Annotated in this window: 21 protein-coding genes and 1 pseudogene; 11 read left to right on the top strand and 11 right to left on the bottom strand. The window is 44.8% G+C overall.

Annotation, left to right across the window (positions count from 1 at the left end):
* Positions 1 to 119: 119 nt before the first annotated feature.
* Positions 120 to 899 carry an ABC transporter permease gene (locus tag QUA45_RS11720; protein WP_333095050.1) on the top strand — a complete coding sequence of 260 codons (780 nt, stop codon included), beginning with the start codon at positions 120 to 122 and terminating at the stop codon, positions 897 to 899.
* A gap of 187 nt (positions 900 to 1,086) precedes the next feature.
* A complete protein-coding gene (locus QUA45_RS11725; protein WP_333095049.1) occupies positions 1,087 to 1,725 on the top strand; it encodes a Uma2 family endonuclease in 639 nt (212 codons plus the stop codon).
* A 59-nt stretch (positions 1,726 to 1,784) separates the two neighbouring features.
* On the opposite strand, the gene QUA45_RS11730 is transcribed toward QUA45_RS11725, so the two are convergent.
* The 5 genes from QUA45_RS11730 to QUA45_RS11750 form a co-directional block, all read right to left on the bottom strand.
* A complete protein-coding gene (locus QUA45_RS11730; protein ID WP_333095048.1) occupies positions 1,785 to 3,674 on the bottom strand; it encodes a hypothetical protein in 1,890 nt (629 codons plus the stop codon).
* Between the two features lie 159 nt (positions 3,675 to 3,833).
* Entirely contained in the window at positions 3,834 to 4,508 is a 675-nt protein-coding gene (locus QUA45_RS11735) for a nitroreductase family protein (RefSeq protein WP_333095047.1), read from the bottom strand.
* A gap of 165 nt (positions 4,509 to 4,673) precedes the next feature.
* Positions 4,674 to 5,660, bottom strand: a complete 987-nt coding sequence (locus tag QUA45_RS11740) for a GntR family transcriptional regulator (RefSeq protein WP_333041052.1) — start codon at positions 5,658 to 5,660, stop codon at positions 4,674 to 4,676.
* 209 nt (positions 5,661 to 5,869) lie between these two features.
* Complete coding sequence (locus QUA45_RS11745; RefSeq protein ID WP_333220803.1) at positions 5,870 to 7,432, bottom strand: adenylate/guanylate cyclase domain-containing protein; 1,563 nt, start codon at positions 7,430 to 7,432, stop codon at positions 5,870 to 5,872.
* A gap of 180 nt (positions 7,433 to 7,612) precedes the next feature.
* Entirely contained in the window at positions 7,613 to 9,001 is a 1,389-nt protein-coding gene (locus tag QUA45_RS11750; protein WP_333220805.1) for an aminopeptidase P family protein, read from the bottom strand.
* A gap of 395 nt (positions 9,002 to 9,396) precedes the next feature.
* On the opposite strand from QUA45_RS11750, the gene QUA45_RS11755 reads away from it, so the two are divergent.
* Both QUA45_RS11755 and QUA45_RS11760 read left to right on the top strand, forming a co-directional pair.
* On the top strand, positions 9,397 to 9,840 hold the full coding sequence (locus tag QUA45_RS11755) for a DUF4332 domain-containing protein (RefSeq protein ID WP_333095044.1): 444 nt from the start codon (positions 9,397 to 9,399) through the stop codon (positions 9,838 to 9,840).
* A 15-nt stretch (positions 9,841 to 9,855) separates the two neighbouring features.
* The gene (locus tag QUA45_RS11760) at positions 9,856 to 10,215 is read left to right on the top strand and encodes a Spx/MgsR family RNA polymerase-binding regulatory protein (protein ID WP_333095043.1); all 360 of its coding nucleotides are present in this window, start codon (positions 9,856 to 9,858) and stop codon (positions 10,213 to 10,215) included.
* A 2-nt stretch (positions 10,216 to 10,217) separates the two neighbouring features.
* Here QUA45_RS11760 and QUA45_RS11765 read toward each other — a convergent pair whose 3' ends face one another.
* The 3 genes from QUA45_RS11765 to QUA45_RS11775 all read right to left on the bottom strand — a co-directional run bounded on the left by QUA45_RS11765 (position 10,218) and on the right by QUA45_RS11775 (position 13,063).
* Positions 10,218 to 10,634 (bottom strand): GNAT family N-acetyltransferase, encoded by a 417-nt coding sequence (locus tag QUA45_RS11765; protein ID WP_333095041.1) that lies wholly within the window; start codon positions 10,632 to 10,634, stop codon positions 10,218 to 10,220.
* Positions 10,635 to 10,739: 105 nt separating this feature from the next.
* Positions 10,740 to 11,339 carry a Uma2 family endonuclease gene (locus QUA45_RS11770; RefSeq protein WP_333220807.1) on the bottom strand — a complete coding sequence of 200 codons (600 nt, stop codon included), beginning with the start codon at positions 11,337 to 11,339 and terminating at the stop codon, positions 10,740 to 10,742.
* A gap of 152 nt (positions 11,340 to 11,491) precedes the next feature.
* Complete coding sequence (locus QUA45_RS11775; protein ID WP_333220816.1) at positions 11,492 to 13,063, bottom strand: NAD(P)H-quinone oxidoreductase subunit N; 1,572 nt, start codon at positions 13,061 to 13,063, stop codon at positions 11,492 to 11,494.
* A gap of 223 nt (positions 13,064 to 13,286) precedes the next feature.
* Here QUA45_RS11775 and QUA45_RS11780 point away from each other — a divergent pair, with 223 nt between their 5' ends.
* The 7 genes and pseudogenes from QUA45_RS11780 to QUA45_RS11810 form a co-directional block, all read left to right on the top strand.
* A complete protein-coding gene (locus QUA45_RS11780) occupies positions 13,287 to 14,159 on the top strand; it encodes a hypothetical protein (protein ID WP_333220808.1) in 873 nt (290 codons plus the stop codon).
* A gap of 201 nt (positions 14,160 to 14,360) precedes the next feature.
* Positions 14,361 to 14,603, top strand: coding sequence for a GrpB family protein (locus QUA45_RS11785; protein ID WP_333220810.1), 243 nt, complete (start codon positions 14,361 to 14,363; stop codon positions 14,601 to 14,603).
* Positions 14,600 to 14,845, top strand: coding sequence for a hypothetical protein (locus tag QUA45_RS11790; protein ID WP_333095033.1), 246 nt, complete (start codon positions 14,600 to 14,602; stop codon positions 14,843 to 14,845). The genes QUA45_RS11785 and QUA45_RS11790 overlap by 4 nt, the downstream gene beginning before the upstream one ends.
* A gap of 5 nt (positions 14,846 to 14,850) precedes the next feature.
* Positions 14,851 to 15,843 carry an ABC transporter substrate-binding protein gene (locus QUA45_RS11795; RefSeq protein WP_333095032.1) on the top strand — a complete coding sequence of 331 codons (993 nt, stop codon included), beginning with the start codon at positions 14,851 to 14,853 and terminating at the stop codon, positions 15,841 to 15,843.
* Positions 15,840 to 16,832 carry an ABC transporter substrate-binding protein gene (locus QUA45_RS11800; protein ID WP_333095031.1) on the top strand — a complete coding sequence of 331 codons (993 nt, stop codon included), beginning with the start codon at positions 15,840 to 15,842 and terminating at the stop codon, positions 16,830 to 16,832. The genes QUA45_RS11795 and QUA45_RS11800 overlap by 4 nt, the downstream gene beginning before the upstream one ends.
* Positions 16,829 to 18,925, top strand: a complete 2,097-nt coding sequence (locus QUA45_RS11805; protein ID WP_333095029.1) for a SpoIIE family protein phosphatase — start codon at positions 16,829 to 16,831, stop codon at positions 18,923 to 18,925. Before QUA45_RS11800 ends, QUA45_RS11805 begins: the two co-directional genes overlap by 4 nt.
* Before the next feature lie 162 nt (positions 18,926 to 19,087).
* Positions 19,088 to 19,177: pseudogene (locus QUA45_RS11810) on the top strand (helix-turn-helix domain-containing protein); the annotation flags it as partial.
* A gap of 67 nt (positions 19,178 to 19,244) precedes the next feature.
* On the opposite strand, the gene QUA45_RS11815 reads toward QUA45_RS11810, so the two are convergent.
* From QUA45_RS11815 to QUA45_RS11825, 3 genes are all read right to left on the bottom strand, one after another.
* On the bottom strand, positions 19,245 to 20,258 hold the full coding sequence (locus QUA45_RS11815; RefSeq protein ID WP_333220812.1) for a poly(ethylene terephthalate) hydrolase family protein: 1,014 nt from the start codon (positions 20,256 to 20,258) through the stop codon (positions 19,245 to 19,247).
* A gap of 224 nt (positions 20,259 to 20,482) precedes the next feature.
* Positions 20,483 to 21,859 carry a response regulator gene (locus QUA45_RS11820; RefSeq protein ID WP_333095027.1) on the bottom strand — a complete coding sequence of 459 codons (1,377 nt, stop codon included), beginning with the start codon at positions 21,857 to 21,859 and terminating at the stop codon, positions 20,483 to 20,485.
* On the bottom strand, positions 21,856 to 24,035 hold a 2,180-nt coding region (locus QUA45_RS11825), incomplete at its 5' end, for a PAS domain S-box protein (RefSeq protein ID WP_333220814.1). The genes QUA45_RS11825 and QUA45_RS11820, both read right to left, overlap by 4 nt.

Below are 24,035 nucleotides of genomic sequence, written 5' to 3' on the forward strand. Positions count from 1 at the left end.
CCATAAATTTCAAGCATTATCAAAGCAAATTCTTGCAGCAAAACTGTTTCTCAGAAACCTTTATTGCAATATCTTATATTTGGACAGGCAAACAATCACATTATCGAAAGGGTGGGCCGGTGTTAATTCTGCTAGATTTTACAGATTTGGGTTGGGCTTTGGGGATGGTGGCGATCGCGATCGGGCTTTCGGCGTGGCAGGGATTGGGGCTGGAGGGGGCGATCGCGATCGCCGCGGGGCGCACCCTAATCCAGCTAATTTTAGTCGGATACGTGCTCGCAGTCGTATTTGACCCCGAGGGAAAAAATCCTTGGCTGGTTTTAGCAGTTTTAGCAATCATGCTGACAACAGCTAGCATGGTTGCCAGCAACCGCATCAGCAAAAAAATCAAGAACTTACTGCCCTTAGTTTGGGGTTCAATTTTTATCAGTACGGCTTTGACTCTCGCCTATACAAACTTGCTAATTTTGCAACCTGACCCTTGGTACGAACCGCAATACCTGATTCCCTTAGCGGGTATGATTTTGGGCAATGCCATGAACTCCGGGGCGATCGCCGGCGAAAGACTGGTGAGTACAGTTAATAGCAGCCAGTTAGAAATAGAAACCCATTTAAGTTTAGGTTCGACGCCGCAGCAAGCAGTCAAACAATACCGCAAAGATGCGATCAAAGCTGGATTAATCCCGCTCTTAAATACAATGACGGTGGTAGGAATCGTAACTTTACCCGGAATGATGACAGGTCAAATGCTGAGCGGTGTCAGTCCTCTCGATGCAGCATCTTACCAGATTTTAATTATGTTTGTGTTAGCGCTGGCAACTATAATCGCAACTCTGCTGTTGACTGAGGGATTGTCCCGGAAGTTTTTCAATCAAGACGCACAATTGATCAAATGGTAATTGTTAATTGGTAATTGGGCATTGGGCATTGATAATTGGGCATTGATAATTGGTAATATAATGTAGGTAGGAACTTGCATTGAGCCTTATTTTATTGAACAGGCTTTCCGGCCTGTTCCACACAGAGTGAGTTATCTTGTGGGGTGAGAAGAATAGCCCGCCCCAGTCATCACTAAGGAGAATAGCCATGATTCAAATAGCAACTAAACCGCTAACTTTTGAAGAATTTGCGGAATGGAAGCCCGAAAATGCACGTTATGAACTGCACAATGGAGAGATTGTTGAAATGTCACAGCCATTAGGAAACCATGAAGAAGTTATCGGTTTTTTAGCCTCTGAGTTAACTGCTGAGTTTAGAAAGGTAAAACTTCCGTACTTCATCCCCAAACAAGCATTAGTTAAGCCACTAGAAAACGAATCAGCTTATTCGCCCGATATTCCGATATTAAATCGCCCCAACTTAGCGTCAGAACCTATGTGGAAAAAATTCTCAACCGTGACTCAAGGCGCATCAATTCCGCTGGTTATTGAAGTAGTTAGCACGAATTGGCAAGATGACTACATCAAAAAAGTAGGCGAATACGAACTAATCGGGATTCCTGAATATTGGATTGTGGATTATCTCGGGTTGGGCGGCCGCAGGTTTATTGGCAATCCCAAACAACCAACGATATCTGTTTATCAGTTGGTTGACGGCGAGTATGAGGTGAGTTTGTTTCGGGGAAATGATAGGATTGAGTCACCAGCTTTTCCAGAGTTGAATTTGACGGCGAAACAAGTTTTTCAAGCTGGATTGACTGCGGGTGAAATTGCTGGGGATGCGTGAGTGTAAATATTGCGATCGTTCAGACAGATTTTTCGCCCTCACGCACCCTACAACTACAACTACTTCGGTTCGTGACTCCCAATCCGCTTGCCTTCGCCATCGTACACCTGCATCGGGATTTTGGCGTTTTCGGCGATCGCCTCCAAAGCTTTTTGCAATGTTTGAACGTGCTTTTCTACAGCTTGGCGAGTCTTCACAGCATTGTTGTTGTTTGCTTGGATGAAGGTTTGTTGCAGTTTCTGCACGTAACCTGGAGTCATCTGCACCGCAATCAAATCTTTGCTAACAGTATAGTCGCAAATCTTTGGGTTGCCTTTGCAAGTTTTATCTAAATCGGTGCGGGCTTTTTGCAGGTTTCTTTCTTCCTGCAACCTTACTTCTGCTTGCTGCAAGGAAGTTTTGTAGGAAGCGATCAGCGGTTGGGCTTTCTGGGAATAGGAAGTTGCCGCCGGCACTTGCTCCGCGTAACTCAAAGCTCTCCGCCAGGATTCAGATGCTTTAAACCAGGCGTTTTTGCCTTCAAAAATTTGAGCTTCCGCTGCTAAAGTCACAGCTTGAGTATACGCATTTTCCGAAATTCCTTCGACATTTTTGCGCTCGCGAGCTTCTGAAAGTTTGGTTTCGTATTTGGGAACTAGCAGTTTAGCTTGTTGGTAAGATGTCGTGCTCGTGGGAATTGCTGATAGGATGTCGAGGGATTCTTCCCAACCTGATTGCACTTGAGCCCAAGTCTCGGCTGTCTGAGCTACTGCTTCGCGAGCTTCTGCTATTTGGGCTGTACTTTTGGCGGCGAGCAGCGTTTTTTCGGCTTGTTTCTCTGTGCTTAACTGCCGATTTCCAGTTGCTAAATTTTTCCGGTATTCTTTTGACTTTTTCTGAGCAAATGTATAAACTGGGCTGTCTGGGGGGATTTCTCCGAGTTCGGCGATCGCACTTTGCCACAGAGCTTGCGCTTCCTGACCGTCCTCGGCAGAGTAAGGCGGATTTTGGGTTTTCTTGGCTGCTAACTGTGCGAGGCGCGCTGCATCGATCGCAGAGTTTAAATTCTGATTTTGCTTCCGGTAGCTTTCCAGAGCGCTTTGAGCTTCACCGCGATGAATTGACCAAGAGGGAATCGGTTCCAAAAGGGCGATCGCCTGTTTTAACTGTCGCTGCGCTTCTTGGGGGCTGTTGGCAACTTTTGAGGTTTTCAGCGTCTTCGTCGAATTCTCGCTCAACTGTTTGGCATTAGCTAATGCAGTACATTCTCCGATGACGCAGGGGCGGCTCAGCATATAATAACCGCCTGCCAAAATTAGCGCCGCCATGCTGACCATTCCTGCTGCAGCCAGTATCGCCAACGGTGAATGTTTGGGTTTTTGGGCAACTGTTACCGCTTCCATATCCAGCGGATTGAAGGGATTGTCTGCAATATCTGTGGGTATGGCAGCTACTTTAAAGGCGATCGGAGCGGAATTGCTGGAACTCTCAGACAAATTGGGGAAATATTCTTCATCCCACGCATCTTTCCCATCGGTTTCTAACGGTATCTCCTCCTCTACATCCGCCATATGGTCGGCATTTTCTGTTAAGACTATCCCGGTTTCTGCTGCGGGAATATTCTCTGTTTTTTTGAACAACTGCACTGTTTTTGGTCTTGACAAAACAGGGTTGTGCATGGTAAAAGAATGGAAAGCATAAGGCTGTTTTTGCCCGGTAATTTTTAGGCAAAGTCCAATCTGTTGAATAGATTCTGGTTCTATTTCGAGAATTGCTGCTTCTAGCACCGCAAAAGTCGGTTTGGCTTTGAGAACTAAACTGCGCGGGTGTTCTCCCACAACAGTTAAAGATTCATCTCGAAAATCACAACTAATATAAAGCGGTAAGTTTTTAAATCCGGCAGCTTGCAAGTGTTGCTGCAATTTTATTTCGAGAATTTGGGCGTTGCTTTGTCGCGTTGCTACTGTCATATTTTCTCCTCTGTCTTATCTCACCACTTTCGATTTTAGATTTTGAATTTTAGATTTTAGATTGCAGAACTGTCGGGATTTTTGATTGGTTTGAACTTTGGCATCGATTCATTCCAAGCCTTAACTCTTAAAATTCAAGTTGCAACAAAATCTTAACTCTCAAATCTCAGCTTGCAAAGCCTGCCCATAACTTTCGCTGTAATAAACTTGAGTGACCTCAAAACGTCCGCCATATTGTTTGAAAGGTTCTGCTGCATAACCAAGTGGCAGCAAACAGCAAACATCTACTTCTTCGGGAATTTGAAAGGCTTCTTTCACCTTAGCGCTGACAAAACCTTCCATCGGACAACTGTCTACCCCAAAACTTTTAGCTGCAATCATTAAGTGGGCTACTGCGAGCATTGTATGCCTGTTTGTCCAAGCTTCTAGGGAGTCGAAGCAGGGACGGTTCTCGAACAATTGCGGGATTGCTTGTCGCATATAACCGGCTAAATTCTCATTCATTGCCCCTGTGGCTTTGCCCAATTCGATGACGGCTTCGGTGTTTTTGGATCCGGCGGCGCGTCGATCGCCACAACAGATTAATACTACTGGGGCTTCTACCACTTGGCGCTGATCGAAGGCGCAAGCTTTTAATTTTTGTTTGCTGGCTGGGTCTTGAAGTACGATAAACCGCCAAGGCTGCAAATTGTAACCAGAGGGCGATCGCACTCCCAACCGCAAAATCTCTGCCAATATTGCTGGGGGAATCGGATCTGGTTTGAAGCTGCGGGCGGCGCGGCGGCTTTCGATCGCCGTTTTAACATTAATTGAAGGTTGGATTTCAATTGTCATAGATAATTGGTAATTGGTAATTGGGCATTGGGCATTGGGCATTGGCCAAACAGGGAATTGGGATTGGGGCATTGGGCATTGGGATTGGTAACTTAAAAAAGTTGAATTGTTTTTCTTCCTTCTTCCTTCTTCCCTCTTCCTTCTTCCTTCTTCCTTCTTCCTTCGTCACCCCAAGCCCAACTCGCGCTTGAGCAAATTAATCGACTTAGATCCGATGTAATTTTCGGAGCATATCAGTTGCGGGGGACGAATAATATCTTCTCTAGCCGCATTGATGGCAGCTTTTACTGTAGCAAAACTCGGTTGGTCGCAAAAAATTGTTCTGGCCGATCGCACGATCGAGTTAATCTTGTACTCGTCCGACACCAAGGCCGTCATCACCAGTAAATCCTCTCCCCGGATGCTGTGGATGATGACTTCGGTCGATCGCAGCATTCCCGGACTCAGGCTGACGAGACCCAAATAACTGTCTTTCGGCAAACCCCCCACTAACTGGATTTCCTGGCTGTAGTCGTAGATGTCTACGGGAATAACTCGCACCGAACGCGGTGCCGAAATCGATTCTGCTTCTCCGATAAAATATCGACTCGTGATCACAGTTCCCGAAGAAATTTGATCCAAAAAAGTACCTAGCTGTTCCATCGGGACTAACTGTATGGGAATGCGAAGAGCTTGTTCGAGTTCTTTCGCCATCAGTTCACCCACGCCGATGTCTTCTGTAGGGGCTGTGACGACCACGCGGGCGCTGCACCTGAGCCGCCAGTCAATTTCGGCCAAAAATAATTCCCTCGCTTGGTTGAGCGTACAGCCCTGTTCCAGCAGTTTATCGATACTTCCTTGCACTATTTTGTTGGCAAGGGGATATTCTTCGAGGATCGGAGATTTGTGTTTGTTGCCTACAACTTCGTTGCCTTGAGCGCGGACGTAAATGCCGGATCCTGCTTGCGCTTCTACGAGTCCGGTATTTTCGAGCTGGCGGTATACTTTGCTGATGGTGTTGCGGTGCAAACCTGTCTGCATGGCTAGCTGTCTGGTGCTGGGCAAGCGGTGTCCGGGCGGAAATTGTCGCGAGGCGATCGCGAACCTGATTTGATTGAATAGTTGGGTGGATGCTGGAATATCGCTATCTGTTTGAATATGAAATTGAACCATTATTAAAGGCTCCGACGACTTCAACTTAGTATTTTTATAACGTCGAGTACCGCGCCTAGGATTGCTCCGATATCTCTGTCTATAGCATAATCTTATTTGGTTGATCTGCAGCAGCCGTTCTGCCACAGGGCGATCGCGCCGAATAGGCGATTAATCGCAGCCTCCGGAGTTTCCCTCAACAATCAGGTACTTTCCAGTCTTAGTTTTATTTACTCTGAGATTTTGAGCTCGCTTGCTATTTTTCTACCCATCAGCAAATAAGTCTGCATTTCCCCTTTACCTTTAATCTCGATCTCGCCACGATCTTCAAATTCATATTTATCCTGGAGCAGCTCATAAGTATAGTGGCTGACTTGAATGCGACCTGTTATGCCGTGAGATTCCATGCGGCTGGCTGTATTCACCGCATTTCCCCACAAATCGTAAATGAATTTTTTAGTGCCGATTACCCCCGCTACCACCGGCCCGCTATTAATCCCGATGCGGAGGTCAAATGTCGCGTCTAGCTTCACATTTAATTCCTTAATTGCTGCTAGCATATCCAGCGCCATTTCGGCGATCGCCTCTGCGTGGTCTGGACGTTCAATGGGAATACCGGCTGCGACCATGTAAGCATCCCCGATCGTCTTGATTTTTTCTAAGCCGTGCTTCTCACTCAGTTGGTCAAAAGCTGAGAAAATTTCATTCAGTAAGTATACTAATTTAGTGGCGGACATAGTAGTAGAAATCTGGGTAAAATTCACCAAGTCAGCAAAAAGAATTGTTGCTTTTTCAAACTTGTCTGCTATTACCCCCGGTTTAGACTTCAACCTGTGGGCGATCGGTTCTGGCAAAATATTTAACAGTAAACTTTCAGTTTTTTTCTGTTCTTTCCTGAGTGCAGATTCCATCTGCCTGCGCTTAGTTATGTCATGAAAAAACACAGAAATGCCGTCGTGAGAAGGAAAAACCCGGACTTCCAGCCACACTTTTAAGGGACGATAATATTTTTCAAAAGCCACTCCAATTTGTTTGGCTACAGCTTCATGATACTCTTTATAAAAATCAGAATTCACGAATTCGGGAAACTCTTCCCAAAAATTTTTACCGTAAAGTTCTTCCTGCGAGCGCTTCAAAAATTGCGATCCTTTGTAATTGACGTAAGTAAATCGCCACTGCGTGTCAAAAGCAAAAAAAGCATCGCTCATTCCTTCTAAAAAATTGACAATTTGCTCGTCTGTAGAACGGAGTTTTTCTTCTACTTGTTTGTTCTTGATCTGTGCGCGCTTTAATTTAGTCAGATTGATTCGCAACTCCATGTGGTTGATAATTTGCCGTCCTAAAGTCCGCAGCGCTTCTAGCTGTTGTGGGGTGAGATTACGAGGAATTGTATCTATCGCGCACAAAGTGCCGATCGGATAACCGTCAGGAGTTACTAGCGGCGCGCCAGCATAAAACCGAATATTTGGATTGGAAGTTACTAGCGGATTGGCGGCAAAGCGATCGTCATCTAAAGCATTGGGTACAACTAGCAATTGGTTGGGATTTAAAATAGCGTGGGCGCAAAAAGCTGACTCTCTCGGAGTTTCTGGCGCTTCCAGACCGACTTTTGATTTAAACCACTGTCTGTTAGAATCTATTAAGCTTACTAAAGCAATAGGAGTGCCGCAAATATACGAGGCTAAAGCTGTGAGATCGTCAAAAGCTGCTTCGGCCTCTGTATCTAGAATGTCGTAGCGATGAAGTGCTTCTAGCCTCTCTTCTTCGTTGCTGGGCAAAGGTGCAGCTTGCATCGGAGGTCGCGAGGATATAGGTTTACGAACCATGCGTGGAAGTATGAGTGCTGCGAATTTTCTGACTTGCGAGACCACTTTTTTAACTAATATCAAAAGATTTCTTGACCAACCTTTATTCATCTTTATCTTTTTTCACACCTGATGGAACTGCGTATGTGCGATCGAACTCGGCTCTACTTACGTATTTACCGCAACTAACTCCTCAATCTCCGGAGCTTTTGTGGGCAATTCGCCTGTCAATACTTCTCTACCCTTTTCGCTGACAAGTATATCATCTTCTATGCGTATCCCCCGCACATCTGCAAATTTTTCCAACTCCTCCCAGTTAACAAAATCTTCATATTTGGCACGGTTTTCTGGGTTATTTAAGATGGCCGGAACTTGATAAAATCCCGGTTCGATCGATACCAGCATTCCCGGACGCAAAACTCTATTCAGCCGCAAAAATCCCAACCCAAACCGACTGCTTCTGGTTCTTCCTTCTTCATAGCCAGCCAAATCTCCTAAATCTTCCATATCGTGAACATCCAAACCGATTAAATGTCCGATACCGTGTACAAAAAATAGCGCGTGAGCATCCATTTCCACCAAATCTTCAACATTGCCCCGCAAGATTCCCAAATCAAGCAATCCTTCTGCCATAATTCGAGCAGCTAACAGATGAATGTCTTGATATTCCACCCCCGGACTAACTTTATCAATACAAGCATCGTGTGCTGCCAAAACTACATCATAAATTGCTCTTTGAGTCGGAGAAAACTTGCCAGAAACCGGCCAAGTGCGAGTCACATCAGCCGCCCATCCCGTGGATGTTTCCGCACCGACATCTGCTAACAACAAGTCTCCGGCTTGTAGGGGATTGTGATAATGTTCGCTGTGCAGCACTTCTCCATGCACAGTCACGATACTAGGATAGGCATAGGTCATATTTTTGGAGATGATGACACTTTCCATTGCAGCGCGCACCCCTGCTTCAATTTGAGCATTTCGAGTGGCCACCATTCCCGCTTTGTGAGCTTCTACGGTGACAGCCGCAGCTTGACGCAATTCGGCCAAACTGGCTGCATCGTGGCTCAGGCGCAGAGATACGATCGCCTGAGTTAATTCTAGGTCGATTCCGGTTGGCGAGTTGGGCGGTGCCAGAGGGCGATCTAGAATTTGAGACTGTTGCAACTGAGTCCAAGAATCCTGAATAGCGATCGTTGCTGCATTGATCGATCGGGCTTTCAATTCGGCCATTGGGAAAGCAGCATCAGCCCCAATTAGTTCGGCAATTTCTGCTCTTTTCGGCATTTCTCCGTGCCAAAGAGTGCTGCTAGCAGGTGCGTCATCTAAGAACAATTCTAATTTCCCCGACTCTAAGCGAATGGCAGCATTTTCTAAGGGCAAACCAGCAAAATATAGAAAGTGACTGCTGGCACGAAAGGGATAAGTAAGTGCCGGATAATTGCGAGGAATGCTGCGCCCCGACCATAAAATTACCGGAAAATTAATTAAATTAGCCAGTTTTTGCCGCCGTTGGTGTAGAGTATTAGTTAACAAATCATAACCTTCTGTAATTTTCATGGGTAGAAACCGATAAGTTTGAGTTGGGTTTGCAGTCAGGGGAAGTTTTTGCATTTTTAGCATTAAACCACTAAAATTAAGACTGCCAACTTGGCAGACATTTTTGAGAAAACTCTCATCTTTATCTAATTTTTTGCTAGCATTTATATGCTGTCTTTTCTATAGTCTTTGTCGTCATCGCCGGGATGATTTGGTTAAGCAGTAAGCCTGAACCACAGTCAGGAAAAACAGGCTAAAAGTGCTACTTTGCAGGCAATTAGCAGAAATGTCACAACATCCGCAATTAGTCAAATTCCTTGGTCGGGTTTTTGTTGATTGGGTGACGCGATCGATCGCCTCTATTGACTGTTTGATATTTTAGACTTTAAAGTATAAGTAAAGTTCACTGAAAAAACATGAAAATTTCTCACAAAGTTCCTCAAACTTCAGCGCAAGTACGCGATTGGCCGATCGCACACTTACCGGGATTGAGCAAGGAAAACCAATCTCAACTGGAAGAGTGCAGCATCACCACAACCGGACAACTAATTCGCATGACGAAAACACCGGCTGCGAAAATGTTGCTAGCCCATCAATTACAGATTAACATTCAATATGTTAATAAATGGGTAGCGATGGCAAATTTGGCTCGAATTCCAAGTGTAGGGTGTCAGTATTGCGGGCTGTTACTGCACGCGGGCGTTGCTTCGCCGGCTCAATTGGCTGAAATGCCCGTGGAGAGATTACACCAACAAGTTTTAAGGCTGCACGTAGCGACAATGCAGCGCAATGACTTGACTCCTTCAGTCGATCGCGTGCAAAAATGGGTTCAACAAGCTAGATTAGTCAGTAGTCATTAGTTAGTAGTCATTATTATGTCAATTCAAGTTTACGGAATCCCGAACTGCGGAACCTGCAAAAAAGCTTTCCACTGGCTCAAAGATAGCGATGTGAATTACGAGTTCATTAACACCAAAGAACAGCCGCCGACTCGCGAAACAATTCAAAACTGGGTAGCTGCTTTGGGTTTTCAACCCATGCGAAATACTTCCGGTCAATCTTACCGCGCTTTGGGCGATGACAAGAAAAATTGGACTAGCGAACAGTGGGTAGAGGCTTTTGCAAAGGATGCGATGCTGCTGAAACGTCCTCTTTTCGTTAAAGATGGAACGGCTGTTTTAGTAGGTTTCAAAGAAGATGTAATTCGAGAAAAATTGGGGATTTCAAGGGGCTGAGTTCAGCCTGTTGTTCGCCGCATAAACTTCATTTCGCCCACATCATCTGTGAAACCCCAACGCTCGTAAAACGGCATCATGTTCGGCAAACAATTAAGAGCGAAACTCTCCACTGCTTGCAGTTCGCGATGATTTAACACTGCATCCATCAACACCTTACCCAGTCCACATTTTCTGTGTGTCGGCTTGACAATCACATCAAAAATCATGGCTCTGTAGACAAAATCGGTAATGACTCGGGTAAAGCCAATTAGCCGATCGCACTCATCGACCAAACCAATGGTAACATCAGTAGAAGCCAGCATTTTCAGAACATCCTCCCGCCTCCGCTTGTCGCTCCAAAACTCGTTTTTATACAAATCCATCAAGTCGGAAACCTGGTTTTCGGTAAAAGTTTCGACAATTCGGTAGTTATCCATATCTTCCCTCATAAAAATTAGAAGACTAAAGTCCTTACCACCAACCAAATTATTATTATTTTACTGTTACCAAGCTAGACATTGCATCACCCCACAGCATGAATTTTATTGCTGCACTTCTGTTTCCGGGCTTTCAAATACAACCAGCTCATAAATATCGAGCATCGACATTTGCACTTCCACTGAAGCGAAGGAAACTATTGCTGATTCCCCCTCATATTCCCGAAACAACCATTCATTTGATTCGGTTTTAATATATTGTGCGACTAAAAACTCAGATTGATTGACTAACACATATTCACGGAATTCAGGGATCGATCGATAAAACCGAAACTTATCCTCCCGATCGAAATCCTTGGTAGACTTAGAAAGCACTTGCACAATCAGCACAGGATTGAGTATTTCATCTTTCCGTCCCTCTGTGCAAACTAATTCTCCTTCAACTACCATCACATCTGGATAAGTCCCGCGTCGATACCGAGGAATCCACAACCGCAAATCGCTCGTAAATGGTCGGGCATTCTTTCTCCGCAAAGCAGATTTTAAGAACGCATAAATATTACCGATTATCTGGGTGTGATTAATACTGACACCACTCCTTTGTACAATTTCTCCATCGCGGTATTCATTTCTAAACTCAGCAGTTTTCTCTAACTCCCGGTACTCATCTGGAGTATAAAACTTTGCCTTACTTTGTACTAACATTGTTGCCTCTGTACTAACTTTTCTCTGCGTTAATCTGCGTTAATCTGGCTACATCTGCGGTTGAAAATCCTAATTAACAGTATATCACAACAAAAAAAAACGCCCAACTTCAAAGAGTCAGGCGTTTTCCACTATTTCAAAACCAGGAAAAATCAATCCCGGCGAGACACCAAATTCGATTCGATTTTCGCACCCACAACAGGTTTCACATGACTCAATGCCGACTGTAACATGGGAGTTTTGGTAATAGCATCATTTGCCAAATTAAACAAAGGATTCGATAAAATTCCCGCCAAAGTTGTCGCAACCAAAGTGAGTACAACGCTGACTTGCAAAGGCCGCATTCCCTGAAGGTTCCAGCGAACTTCGGGATAATTTTTTACCGCGTCTGACATTTCTTGAGGTTCTTTTACTACCATCATCTTGACAACGCGGATGTAGTAGTAAATCGAAACTACGCTGGTAACTAATCCCAGAATAACTAAGCCGTAAAGTCCTGCTTGCCAGCCGGCCCAGAACAGATAGATTTTGCCGAAAAATCCAGCCAGGGGCGGAATTCCACCGAGAGAAAGCAGGCAAATACTTAAGGCTAAAGTTAACAGCGGGTCTTTTTGGTACAAACCTGAGTATTCGCTAATTTGGTCGGTTCCAGTCCGCAGCGAGAACAAGATGATGCAGGCGAAAGCACCCAAGTTCATAAACAGGTAAACCAACAGATAAAATATCATGCTGGAGTAACCGGCTTCTGTTCCTGCAATCAAACCCAGCATTACAAAACCGGCTTGGGCGATCGACGAATAAGCCAAAAGCCGCTTCATGCTAGTCTGGGCGAGGGCAACCACATTTCCTAACACCATGCTGAGAATGGCTAAGGCCGTGAACACGAAGTGCCACTGTTCGGTAAGTGCGGGGAAAGCACTTGTTAACAAGCGGATTGCTAGGGCAAAACCGGCTGCTTTGGAACCGACAGAAAGGAAGGCAACAACGGGTGTAGGAGAACCTTCGTAAACGTCAGGAGTCCATTGGTGGAAGGGAACCGCAGAGATTTTGAAGGCGATTCCGGCGATCGCAAAAACCAAAGCAATCACCAAACCGAGAGATTGACCTTCATTCACGGTAGAAAGGTTAGCCGCGATCGCACTTAACTTCGTTTCGCCGCCAGACAACCCGTACAGCAGCGAAATCCCGTAGAGAAACACCGCCGAAGAAGAAGCCCCAATTAACAAATATTTCAAAGCAGCTTCATTGGAACGCGGGTCGCGTTTTGTGTAACCTGTCAGCAAATAAGACGAGATACTCAGAGTTTCCAACGAAATAAAAATCATCACCAATTCATCAGCGCCGCTGAGGAACATTCCCCCCAAAGTAGCGCTAAGCAAAATGCCGATGAATTCCGCTAAAGCAGTACCAGTTTGCAGTACATAGCGGACGGATATCAAAATAGTGACAGCCGCACTCAAAGCGATAATCCCGCGAAACACTAAACTCAAGGCATCGCTGTTAAAACCGCCCAGAAACGAGATGGTATCCGTGTTATCCCACTGCAAACACAAGGCAGCGACGGCGGCCAGCAAACCCGCAACGGCAACGTAGGGAGTCCAACCCGAGGAACTGCGGCCTACGATTAAATCGCCGACGAGAACCACCAAGAGGGTGATGATGACAATTCCCTCTGGCAAGATAGTTCCAGCATTTAGCTGGGCAGCAAGAGTAGCAAAATCCATATTTTCAGGCAGGTTGGGTAGTACAAGCCGCAAAGGCTGTAATGGGCTGTGAACTTGTAAAAATTCTTTACCAAACACAGATTGTATCGCGGAAGCTCCCTCATGCTCTCTGCGTTGCGAGTGCGAGCTTTTGTATTACAATATAATACAAAAAAGTAGGTTCGCAGTTGCGCGTTGACTCGCCGGCTGCGGGCAACTGCGAACCAGTTTTAATGTGCCGCTTATGCCATCGACAGAATTCGATCACCCCGAACTTACAGCCCGCGCCGTCGCAGCATCGGTGTCTGTTGCCTCTGCAGCCGACATTCGGGTAAACGACCCCCACGTGCTTGCTGACACCTATTCCGTGCGAGTTCACCTGAAACCTGCACCCATTGTGGCTCGGATCGCTACCCTAACCCCCGTACTGCGATCGCCAGTCGAGTCTTGGTTGGCCCGCGAACTCTCTGTCGTCGCCTTTCTGGCTGCCAAAGGCGCTCCTGTAGTCCCTCCCAGCGATTTTTTACCCCCGGTTCCCCACCATTGCGACGGTTTGACGATGAGCTTCTGGCGCTACTTTGAACCAATCTCTGATGCTTTGCCCGATGGGGCGACAGTCGGACGAATGCAAGCTGAACTGCACGCGGTTCTGCGCGATTACCCGGGCGATTACCCGCTGCTGGCGCCGCCCCTCAACGATATTCCGCGCGGGCTCGAAAGGCTCGAAAAGCTTGGCAATATTCTGCCGAAAAGTGACCTGACGCTGCTGCAAACAACTTACCATCGCCTGCTTGGGGAGTTAAGCAATTCAGTCAGCGTGTTGCAGCCGCTGCACGGAGATGCCCATGCCTTAAATTTAATTCCAACTGCGAAAGGATTGCTGTGGAACGATTTTGAGGACACTTGCACCGGTTCTATCGCCTGGGACTTGATTAACCTCGACGATGAGGGGATGGCCGCTTATCCGAATGCGCCCGACTTTGCCACTCTGGAACCGTACCGTAAAATGCGACAGCTACACGCGATCGTTTGGGTATACGCGATATCGCCCGAGTTACCCGACTGGATCGCAACTGCTAAAACCATGCTCGATAACTTGCACGTACTTAACTCCTAATCATCTTTATTGTGGAACAGGCCCGAAAGCCTGTTCCTGAATATGCTGCCACTTTAAAAACCCCGATTCAAATTGAGTTTTGGTAAAAACTATTTCGCTTTGAAATTTTATCTTTTATATTTTAGAGTTTCTGGTGAGCCGATAGAGCTGATAAAATAGTAACTGTCGTGCCAAATAATATTTAGCTAACAGGTAAATATTATGTCTTTGCCTAACTTTAAAAACTTCCGAAAAGTAGAAGTAGTTCCCCACGATCTAGGATGGCGAATTACCTTCCTTAAAGAGTCAAAACAGATTGCATTAGCAATGGGAGAAAAGGCGGTCACCGTTCACCATATCGGTAGCACAGCGATACCGAGCATTTATGCAAAACCGATTATTGATTTCTTAATTGAGGTCAAAGACTTTGCTAAAGTAGAAAGTTCAACCAGTAATTCGGCATGACTGACTCGCTAAGTGCCTACAAACAGGAGATTCTCAATGACTGCAACAACCCTCCAGGCTACGAGAATGAATTGCACAAACAAGCTGCAACTCGGTTAGTAGAAGTGGCAAAAGTGCGATCGGGCAAGCTTGTTCTAGATATAGCCACCGGAACAGGTTTAGCGGCGATTGCGGACGATGCACTTAGGTCGATCGGGTTCAAGAAAATATCAGTCGCCTTTTCTACACCAGGAATGCTCTAGCTAGTATGTCTAAACTACTCAATTACATCTGTATATTAATTATTATCGGCTGGTTGCTGTTTGCTTGTCATTCCCCGGAATCTCTAAAAGTAAAACGTCCTCCCCTAAAAGTATCTTGTGTCCCTTTTGTTGGCTATACACCTCTAATCATTGCTCAAGAGAAAGGATTCTTCAAAGCGCAAGGGGTAGACGTGGAACTCAGCTATGTAGACTACTCACAATTGCAAGACGCGGATTTCAGTGCAGGGAAGTATGATGCGATCGGATTGACTTTGGGGGATTTGGTGATCTTGAGCGCCACCAATCCTGATATGCAAGCTGTGATGGTTTTGGATGAATCGACAGGTGCAGATGTGGTAGTCGCGCAATCGGAGATTAAAACAATCCCTAACTTGAAAGGAAAAAAGCTTGGTGCAAATCTAGGCAGCTTTAGCGAGGTTTTCGTTACTGAAATGTTGAAAGCCTCTCAACTGACGAGCGATGATGTTAGCCTGGTTAAAGTCGAGCCTTTAGAAGTTCCCAATCGCTTACAAAACAATGCTATCCAAGCAGGACACACTTGGGAACCTTATCTTTCTGAAGCATTAAACTTAGGGGCGCATATCCTGTTTACAAGCAAGCAAACCCCTGGCTTAATTTTAGATTTGGTCGCGTTTCGGGGTGAGGCGATACGCGATCGCCCCGAAGATATTCGCGCCTTTGTGCGAGGCTGGCTTCAAGGCTTGTCATATTGGGAAGCAAATATTCCCGAAGGAAACGCGATCGTGAGCAAAGCGTTGAATATTCCCATCAAGACAATCTCTTTCAAGGGAATAGACCTCACTAACCTTGCAGAAAATCAAAAGTTATTTCAATCAGACAGTCCTAATTATATCTACAAAACCGCCAATAAATATGCAGATTTTTTTATTAGCGCTGGCAATGTGACGCGCCTTCCTAATCTTGAAACATTGTTCAATTCTTCTTTCTTAACCCCCCCTCATAGTCTGAAACCATGAAGCGCTCCTTTTTCAACAGCATCTTTATTATTATTACCTGCGGGCTGCTGTTTGCTTGTCATTCTCCGGAATCTCTAAAAGTAAAAACTCCTCCCCTGAAAGTAAGTTTTATCTCTTTTGTTGGCCATATGCCTGGCATCATTGCTCAAGAGAAAGGATTCTTCAAAGCGCAAGGGATAGACGTGGAACTGAGCTATGTAGACTACTTACAATTGCAACAAGCAGATTTCAGTGCAGGGAAGTATGATGGGATCGGATTAACCTTGGGAGATTTTATGATCTTGAGTGCCACAAATCCTGATATCCAAGCTGTGATGGTTGTGGATGAATCGACTGGTGCAGATGTCGTAGTCGCGCAATCGGACATTAAAAGAATTCTTAACTTGAAAGGAAAAAAGCTTGGTGCAAATCTAGGCGGCTTTAGCGAAGTCTTCGTTACTGAGATGTTGAAAATCTCTAAGCTGACGAGCGATGATGTTAGGCTGGTTAAAGTTGATGGTTTAGAAGTTCCCCAGCGCTTACAAAACAATGCTATCCAAGCAGGGCACACTTGGGAACCGCATATTTCGGAAGCATTAAAAATAGGGGCAAAAATTTTGTTTACAAGCAAGCAAACCCCAGGCTTAATTTTGGATTTGATCGCGTTTCGGGGTGAGGCGATACGCGATCGCCCCGAAGATATTCGCGCCTTTGTGCGAGGCTGGTTTCAAGCCTTGTCATATTGGGAAGCCAATATTCCCGAAGGAAACGCGCTCGTGAGCAAAGCGTTGAATATTCCCAGCAAGACAATCTCTTTCGAGGGAATAGACCTCACTGACTTTGCCGAAAATCAAAAGTTCTTTCAATCAGACAGTCCTAATTATATCTACAAAACTGCCAAGAAATATGCGGACTTTTTTATTCGCGCTGGCAATGTGACGCGCCTTCCCAATCTAGAAAAATTGTTCAATTCTTCTTTCTTAACCCCCCCTCCTAGTCTGAAACCATGAAGCGTTCCTTTTTCAACAGCATTCGTACAAAGTTAATCGTGTCGTTTCTCCTCGTTGCTCTAATTCCATTGCTGTTGTTAGCATTTATCGACAAAAATACAACTGAAAAGGCATTGACCGACAACGCACGACAATCCCTATTTGCGGCAGCTAACGAAACTGTTTACAGAATAGATGGGTTTATCGATGGGAATCTCAGTGCCGTGCGCGTAGAAGCGATTTTACCAGGTTTGGCCGCCTATCTGGGCCTACCTCCAGAACGGCGAAATGGTAGTCCCCAAGAGATGTTAGCGACTGAAACCTTAACCCGGCTCAGTCGCAAAGATATGCTTAATATTATCTCCTATGCCTTGCTCAACTTAAAGGGACGGAATGTACTCGATACGAATACACCGGATGTCGGACGAGATGAATCCGGCCAAGATTACTTCCAAGAACCGCTCAAAACTCAACTACCTTTTGTTTCTAGTATTAGGCAATCGACGACAATTCCCAACCTCGCTACGCTTTTTTTTAGCAGTCCTGTTCGCGATGCGAAGGGAAATATATTGGGTGTATTGCGAGTCACATACAATGCCACATCTGTCCAGCAGTTGGTGACTCGGGAAACTGAACGCGCAGGTGCGAAATCCTTAGCAGTTCTTTTAGATGATCACTATATTCATCTGGCACATAGCACTACACCTGAACTCCTTTTCAAATCAATTGTGCCTTTGTCACCCAATGTTGTAGCGAAACTCCAACGCGAAGGGCGTTTGCCTAAGACTATAACGAAAGAATTTGCAATCAATTTGCCCGACCTCAAGCAAGCTTTAGACACTAAGCAGCCCTATCTAACCACACGATTGGCAGCTAGGGGTAATAATGAGTTGAGCCTGTTAGCGATCGCCCGCCTGAAATATAAACCTTGGTCAGTTCTTTTCGCACAACCCATTGCCGTTGCGCTAGCACCTGTAGAAAAACAAATACGTGATGCACTTATTTTATTAGCAATCATCGCCACAATTGTAACTATCATCGCTTTGGCGATCGCACAACTATTAACAAAGCCTGTGATTAACCTAACCCAAGCGGTTGCCCAGTTTACGGCAGGTAAGTTAGACATCCGTGTGAAGATGCGATCGCGAGACGAAATCGGTCTGCTGGCACGATCGTTCAACAGTATGGCGAGGCAAATCCAAGAATCCTTTGAAACCCTCGAAGACAAAGTTAAAGAACGAACAGCAGAACTCGCTCATGCTAATCAAGAAATCATTAGCCTCAACGAAAAACTCAAAGTAGACAACCTCCGCTTAGGTGCAGAATTAAATGTGGCGCGTCAGATCCAGCAAATGATTTTGCCTAACCCTGAGGAACTGGAAATTGACGGACTAGATATCGCCGGATACATGGAACCCGCTGATGAAGTAGGAGGTGACTACTACGACGTGCTACAGATCGATGGTGTTGTCACACTGGCGATCGGTGATGTCACCGGACATGGCCTCGAAAGCGGCATTCTGATGCTGATGGCGCAAACCTCAGTTCGCACCCTGCAAGAAATTCGTGAACTAGACCCCGTTCGATTCTTGGATGTACTCAACCGTACCCTCTACAAAAACGTACAGCGCATGAATTCTGAGAAAAGTCTGACGCTGGCGATTTTGAGCTACTCCGAAGGACTCATTAGCATCAGCGGTCAGCATGAAGAAACGCTAGTTGTGCGAAAAAATGGAGATGTTGAGCGCATCGATACGATGGAGTTAGGCTTCCCCATCGCTTTAGATGATGATATCGCAGACTTCATCAGTCACGTCCTGATTGAGCTAGAACCTGGAGATGGCGTGGTGCTTTATACTGATGGGATTCCAGAAGCCTATAACATCCGCAAAAAGCAGTATGGACTGAAGCAATTGTGTCAAGTAATTAGTCAAAATTGGCACAAGTCTGCAGCAGGAGTTAAGGATGCGGTGATTGTAGATGTGCGGCAACATATTGGTAAGCAGAAAGTGTTTGATGATATTACGTTGCTAGTCTTTAAGCGGCAGGCTGACGTTACTGAAAAGGGAAATTTAGTTAAAAATATCATTTCCCAAACAGAACTGCTACAATGAAGAACAAAGTTTGAGGAATACTTTATGAAAGTAAACTACCCAGAAAGAATTGATTTAACAGCAGAGGAGTTAAAAATAATTCTGTCCGAGTAGCGAACTCTACCTAATAAACAAAAAAATCAGGCACTTGATTGGTTAAAAACTGGAGCGAGTCAAAGCCTTACAGATGTAGCTGAACGTTTAGATGTACATAGAATTACTGTACATAGATGGTTAAAAAAATATAGTGCTCGCGGTCTGTCAGATAAGTGATGCCCAATAATAAAACTGTACGCACACTATCTATTAGCCTTAATCTATCTTACGTTTTTTTAGGTAGCTACTTAGAAGATGGTTTGGAAACTGCAACGGTGGTAACGCGGACATTCGGATCGAGGGCGTCACCTTGAGAGTAAATATAATCAAATGCCGATCGATCTTTAAGCATATGTGCCCGCAAAAACAGGGCGCTCCAACGGGCGATCGTTTCAATACCCACGGCTTGCTCTAAGGTAGCAGTATTGCGATCGGGGTTCGCACCCGCAGGGTTATTAACATTAGTGATGCTAAAGTGATTTGCACCCATAACAGCGATCAAAGCTTTGGGTGGTGTTTGAATTTGCTCAAAAGTGCTTTGAGATCGATCGGGCAGGGCGACACCATCGATAGATCCTTGAATCAACCCCACTGCAATGCCATCATTAGCGATGGGTACAAATTCATTAGCAATGGGATTCCGCAAGTTAGCCCCAAAAAATGCACCCGCTAATAGTTCTTTCGGGCGCGTAAATGGCTCTTGACACAAATACAATTCTGGGAGGCATTTATTAGCAATCACAGATAACCCCACTGCACCACCAAAAGAATGACCCAATAAACCAAGGCGCTGCGTATCGATAACAGACGAAATAGGAGATGTGGGGTTTGTGTTTTCGATCGCCATTTGCGACAAAACCGCCGCAATTTGCGAAGTTTCCGACGCCAAATTAGGCGGTAAAGTGGGATTGAAGGGCGAAGGGCGCAAATGGTTCGGAACGACTACCACAAAGCCGTACCGCGCCACGTGGCTAGCGTAATCTGAATAAAATGATTTATCTACAAGCGCACCTTGCAATAAAAGTACAATGGGGAAAGAGTAATTACCTGAATTAAGATCGGATGGTTTAGGATAATAAATGTCAGCTAAATCGTTATTAGCAGATATCATCGTACTGTAAAAGCTGGTTTCTTTAAATGGCGGTGCATAACCGATTGTTGTGGCAAAGACTTTGCTACCAAGGACAACAAACGCAGCAATTGCACAAACAATTGCTAGGGTTTTTGCCGAAAAAAAATGAGGGTGGAAATTCATCATTATTATTGTGGGTTTGAGAGTGCGTGCATAAGCTATGCAAAAAAACAAGTCGGTGACCGTTGGCAATTTAAGGAGCGTTGCCGGAAAATATTTCGGACTCTGTGGCTAAGAGTATCAACTTGTGATTAATATAAATTTGTCTCAAAATTACAAATACACTGACTCATAAATAAACAAGATTCCTGATTTTACACCATGTTTGACTACTTTTATTTTAGTGTGGCTTATAACCCGCCTAAATCTTCTTCATAAAAATATTTTTTAAAGTGGTGAATCGGAATTTCGATTACCAATGTCGCCCCTTGAGCAGGTCTCGAAACACAACGAAGTTGCCCGCCGTGCTCGTCCACTACAATAGCATAGCTGATCGATAATCCCAAACCCTTTCCTTGGCCCACTTGCTTCGTTGTAAAAAAGGGTTCAAAAATGCGTTGTTGAATCTCTTCTTTTATGCCCGGCCCATTATCAGTAATATAAATACCCACTTGAAAATCGGAGAGTAACTTCGTGCAAATAGTAATAGTAGGGATGTGGCTGTTATTATCGGCCTCTTTTTCCCAACTTTTTTGTGACTGCAACGCCTCAATCGCATTAGTCAGGATGTTCATAAAAACCTGATTTATTTGCCCCGCATAACATTCTATCTTTGGCAGCTCCTCATACTCTTTTACAACTTTAATTATCGTTTGGTCTGCTTCATCTTTCAGCCGATGCTGCAAAATCATCAGCGTACTTTCAATTCCTTCATGAATATCCACCGCTTTTAACTCAGCTTCATCGAGTCGGGAAAAATTCCGTAGCGAGTGCACGATTTCTCCGATTCGGTCAGCTCCTATTCTCATAGAAGCAATTAGCTTCGGCAAGTCCTTCCTGAGAAAAGTGAAATCGATTGCCTCCAGTTGTTCCTGGATAGCGGCTGTGGGATTAGGAAAATCTTGTTCGTAGAGTTGCACCAGCCTCAGCAAATCTTCAGTGTACTCGGTTATGGGGCAGAGGTTCCCTTTAATGAAGCTAATCGGATTGTTAATTTCGTGAGCTACCCCTGCTACGACATTCCCTAAACTTGACATTTTCTCGCTTTGGATGAGTTGAGCTTGTGCCTTTTGTAACTGTTGTAGAGCCAGCTCTAGTTGTTGGGATTTCTTCCGCTCTTTAGCCTCGGACTCCTGCAATCTTGCATTTTGATCGTGCAATTTTTTTTGCAAACGTTGAATAGTTAGTTGATTTTCAACACGAGCTAAAACTTCTTCTAAATGAAATGGCTTGGTGATGTAGTCTACTCCTCCCACAGCAAATGCTTTGACTTTATCTAATACTTGATCTAGGGCGCTCAAAAAAATAACTGGGATACCCGAAGTTCTGCTATCCGCTTTTAGGTGTTGGCAAACTTCATACCCATTCATCTGGGGCATCGTGATGTCCAGCAAAATCAAATCTGGCGGGGTTGAACGCGCTGCTTTTAAAGCCATTGCCCCGTTTATTACGCCCCGAACTTTATATCCTTTGTCGCTCAACATAATGGATAAAAGACGCAGGTTGTCGGGGGTATCATCAACTACTAAAAGATTGGCAACATGAGATTCTAATTGCTGGCTGTTCATGGAAGAATTTTTTCTATTAAAGCAGTAATTTTATCAAATCGAAAATCATGAATCCAATCGGTGAGAACCTCCGCAGAAGAAGTATCGGATTCAGGGATTGTGGCGACTAAACTTAAAATCAGGTGGGCATCAGCATCGATAGATCCTCGATCTAACTTTCTCAACCACTCCGCAGGCATTTTTGCCAAAGTTGCCTTTAAATTTTCTGTTTTTTCTTCTTCTTTTACACTCAAGTCTTGACCCCCAAGCTGAGATAATGTAACGTTCGGTAAATCTTCATAGATATACTGTACCCCTAAATGTTCAGCCATTTTGGCAAAAATAACTTCTTCTTGGAAAGGCTTGCTTACAAAATCGTCACAGCCTGATGATAAAACAACGGCTCGCTCTTCCTCAAAAGCGCTAGCGGTCAACGCAACAATCGGGGTAGCCTCATCTTTAATCTTGGCTTTAATTTGTCTGGTAGCCTCATACCCGTCTATCACAGGCATTTGCATATCCATCCAAATTAGGTGAGGTTTCCAAGTTTCCCAGATTCTAATAGCTTCTTGACCATTTACTGCTTCGCGCACCTCCAAGCCAAGCGGTTGGAGAAGATGAACCAATAGCAAACGGCTCTCCCATTTATCATCAACCACCAAGATGCGATATGAGGGTTGATTGGGTTCTAAACCAATTACCCGCTTTCTTGATTGTCGAGGTTGAACTTTAGCCATCTCAGGGGAGCTAATTTGGATATCAAAACTAAAAATTGTTCCTCGATTCAAGGTACTGCTGACGGTAATGTCTCCTCCCATCAGTTGTACGAATTGTCGGCTGATGGGTAAACCCAACCCAGTTCCTTCTTGAGATTTCCGACCCGCGTCCGTTTGTACAAAAGGCTCAAATAAAGAATCTACATCAGTAGGAGCAATACCGTGACCCGTGTCTTCCACTTCAAACGTAATAATCCGTGGTTCGTTGTCTTTTGGGGACTTTTGTTTCTCACTAATTGCTGCAACTCGAAGTGTGACACTTCCCTTCGTAGTAAACTTGATCGCATTTCCTAGCAGATTAATTAAGACTTGACGCAATTTGCTTTCGTCAGTTTTTACATACTGAGGAATATTAGAATTGATGTGCCAACTGAGCTGTAAATCTTTAGAATCAGCTTTGAGTTTGAGCATTTCTTCTAGAGAATGGAGCAAGTGATACAGGTCAAAGCTAGTAGGATTTAATGTAATCCGACCTGCCTCGATTTTAGACATTTCCAGAACGTCATTAATCAGCGTCAGCAAATGCTCGCCAGAACGACTAATGATGGCGATCTGTTCCTGCTGTATGTGAGAAAGGGATGGGTCGCGTCCCAGCACTTGGGTAAAGCCGAGAATTGCATTGAGGGGAGTTCGCAATTCGTGACTCATTTTTGATAAAAATTCGCTTTTAGCCTTGTTAGCCGCATCTGCAACTTCTTTGGCTTGTTGTAAGGCTGCCTCTGCTTTTTTGTCCTCCGTAATATCGCTGGCTGTGCCAGTTATTCCTAGAATATTTCCCTCGGAATCCCGCACTACAAGTGAATTAAACCGGAGATTGATAGGTCTGCTGTCTTTAGCTAATTGTATGGTTTCATACTGAAATACGGACTCTCCATTCAACATACGTTGGAATATCTCGTTATCTTTGGGAAGTTGTTCAGGTATTTGAAACTCACTGAATTTTCGCCCTATCATTTCTTCACGGCTGTAGCCAAAAATCTGTTGGACGGCAGCGTTGACGAAGGTATAACGCCCTTCAACATCAACTGACCAAATCATATCCTGCGATGTTTCAACTAAGTCACGGTATTTAGCCTCGCTTTCTTTTAGCGCTTCTTCTACCCTTTGACGATCGGTAATGTCGTTAGTGACTAAGAGAATACACGCTTCTCCACCCAGCTCAATAATATCTGCTGATACCAGCATCTTCCTCACCTCGCCTGAAGAAGTACGACAATCAAATTCCTGATTGCGAACCACTCCTGATTCTTGCAATAGCTGTTTGTATCTGTCACTTTCTTCTAAATTAAGCCAAAGATTCAACTCAATTGCTGTAAAACCAATTACCTGTTCGCGAGAGTAATTAAAAGTGCTGAGGAAACTGTCGTTCACTTCAATGTAGCGTCCATCTGCAAACCGGGCGATCTCGATCGGGTTAGGAC

Origin of the sequence: Microcoleus sp. Pol12A5 (assembly GCF_036701435.1) — a bacterium.
Classification (GTDB): Bacteria; Cyanobacteriota; Cyanobacteriia; order Cyanobacteriales; family Microcoleaceae; genus Microcoleus.

Coding starts and splice junctions, on each gene's coding strand:
- QUA45_RS11725 (WP_333095049.1), top strand. CDS start 1,087: ATGATTCAAATAGCAACTAAACCGCTAACTTTTGAAGAATTTGCGGAA.
- QUA45_RS11730 (WP_333095048.1), bottom strand. CDS start 3,674: ATGACAGTAGCAACGCGACAAAGCAACGCCCAAATTCTCGAAATAAAA.
- QUA45_RS11735 (WP_333095047.1), bottom strand. CDS start 4,508: ATGACAATTGAAATCCAACCTTCAATTAATGTTAAAACGGCGATCGAA.
- QUA45_RS11740 (WP_333041052.1), bottom strand. CDS start 5,660: ATGGTTCAATTTCATATTCAAACAGATAGCGATATTCCAGCATCCACC.
- QUA45_RS11745 (WP_333220803.1), bottom strand. CDS start 7,432: ATGCAAGCTGCACCTTTGCCCAGCAACGAAGAAGAGAGGCTAGAAGCA.
- QUA45_RS11750 (WP_333220805.1), bottom strand. CDS start 9,001: ATGAAAATTACAGAAGGTTATGATTTGTTAACTAATACTCTACACCAA.
- QUA45_RS11755 (WP_333095044.1), top strand. CDS start 9,397: ATGAAAATTTCTCACAAAGTTCCTCAAACTTCAGCGCAAGTACGCGAT.
- QUA45_RS11760 (WP_333095043.1), top strand. CDS start 9,856: ATGTCAATTCAAGTTTACGGAATCCCGAACTGCGGAACCTGCAAAAAA.
- QUA45_RS11765 (WP_333095041.1), bottom strand. CDS start 10,634: ATGGATAACTACCGAATTGTCGAAACTTTTACCGAAAACCAGGTTTCC.
- QUA45_RS11770 (WP_333220807.1), bottom strand. CDS start 11,339: ATGTTAGTACAAAGTAAGGCAAAGTTTTATACTCCAGATGAGTACCGG.
- QUA45_RS11775 (WP_333220816.1), bottom strand. CDS start 13,063: ATGGATTTTGCTACTCTTGCTGCCCAGCTAAATGCTGGAACTATCTTG.
- QUA45_RS11780 (WP_333220808.1), top strand. CDS start 13,287: ATGCCATCGACAGAATTCGATCACCCCGAACTTACAGCCCGCGCCGTC.
- QUA45_RS11785 (WP_333220810.1), top strand. CDS start 14,361: ATGTCTTTGCCTAACTTTAAAAACTTCCGAAAAGTAGAAGTAGTTCCC.
- QUA45_RS11790 (WP_333095033.1), top strand. CDS start 14,600: ATGACTGACTCGCTAAGTGCCTACAAACAGGAGATTCTCAATGACTGC.
- QUA45_RS11795 (WP_333095032.1), top strand. CDS start 14,851: ATGTCTAAACTACTCAATTACATCTGTATATTAATTATTATCGGCTGG.
- QUA45_RS11800 (WP_333095031.1), top strand. CDS start 15,840: ATGAAGCGCTCCTTTTTCAACAGCATCTTTATTATTATTACCTGCGGG.
- QUA45_RS11805 (WP_333095029.1), top strand. CDS start 16,829: ATGAAGCGTTCCTTTTTCAACAGCATTCGTACAAAGTTAATCGTGTCG.
- QUA45_RS11815 (WP_333220812.1), bottom strand. CDS start 20,258: ATGATGAATTTCCACCCTCATTTTTTTTCGGCAAAAACCCTAGCAATT.
- QUA45_RS11820 (WP_333095027.1), bottom strand. CDS start 21,859: ATGAACAGCCAGCAATTAGAATCTCATGTTGCCAATCTTTTAGTAGTT.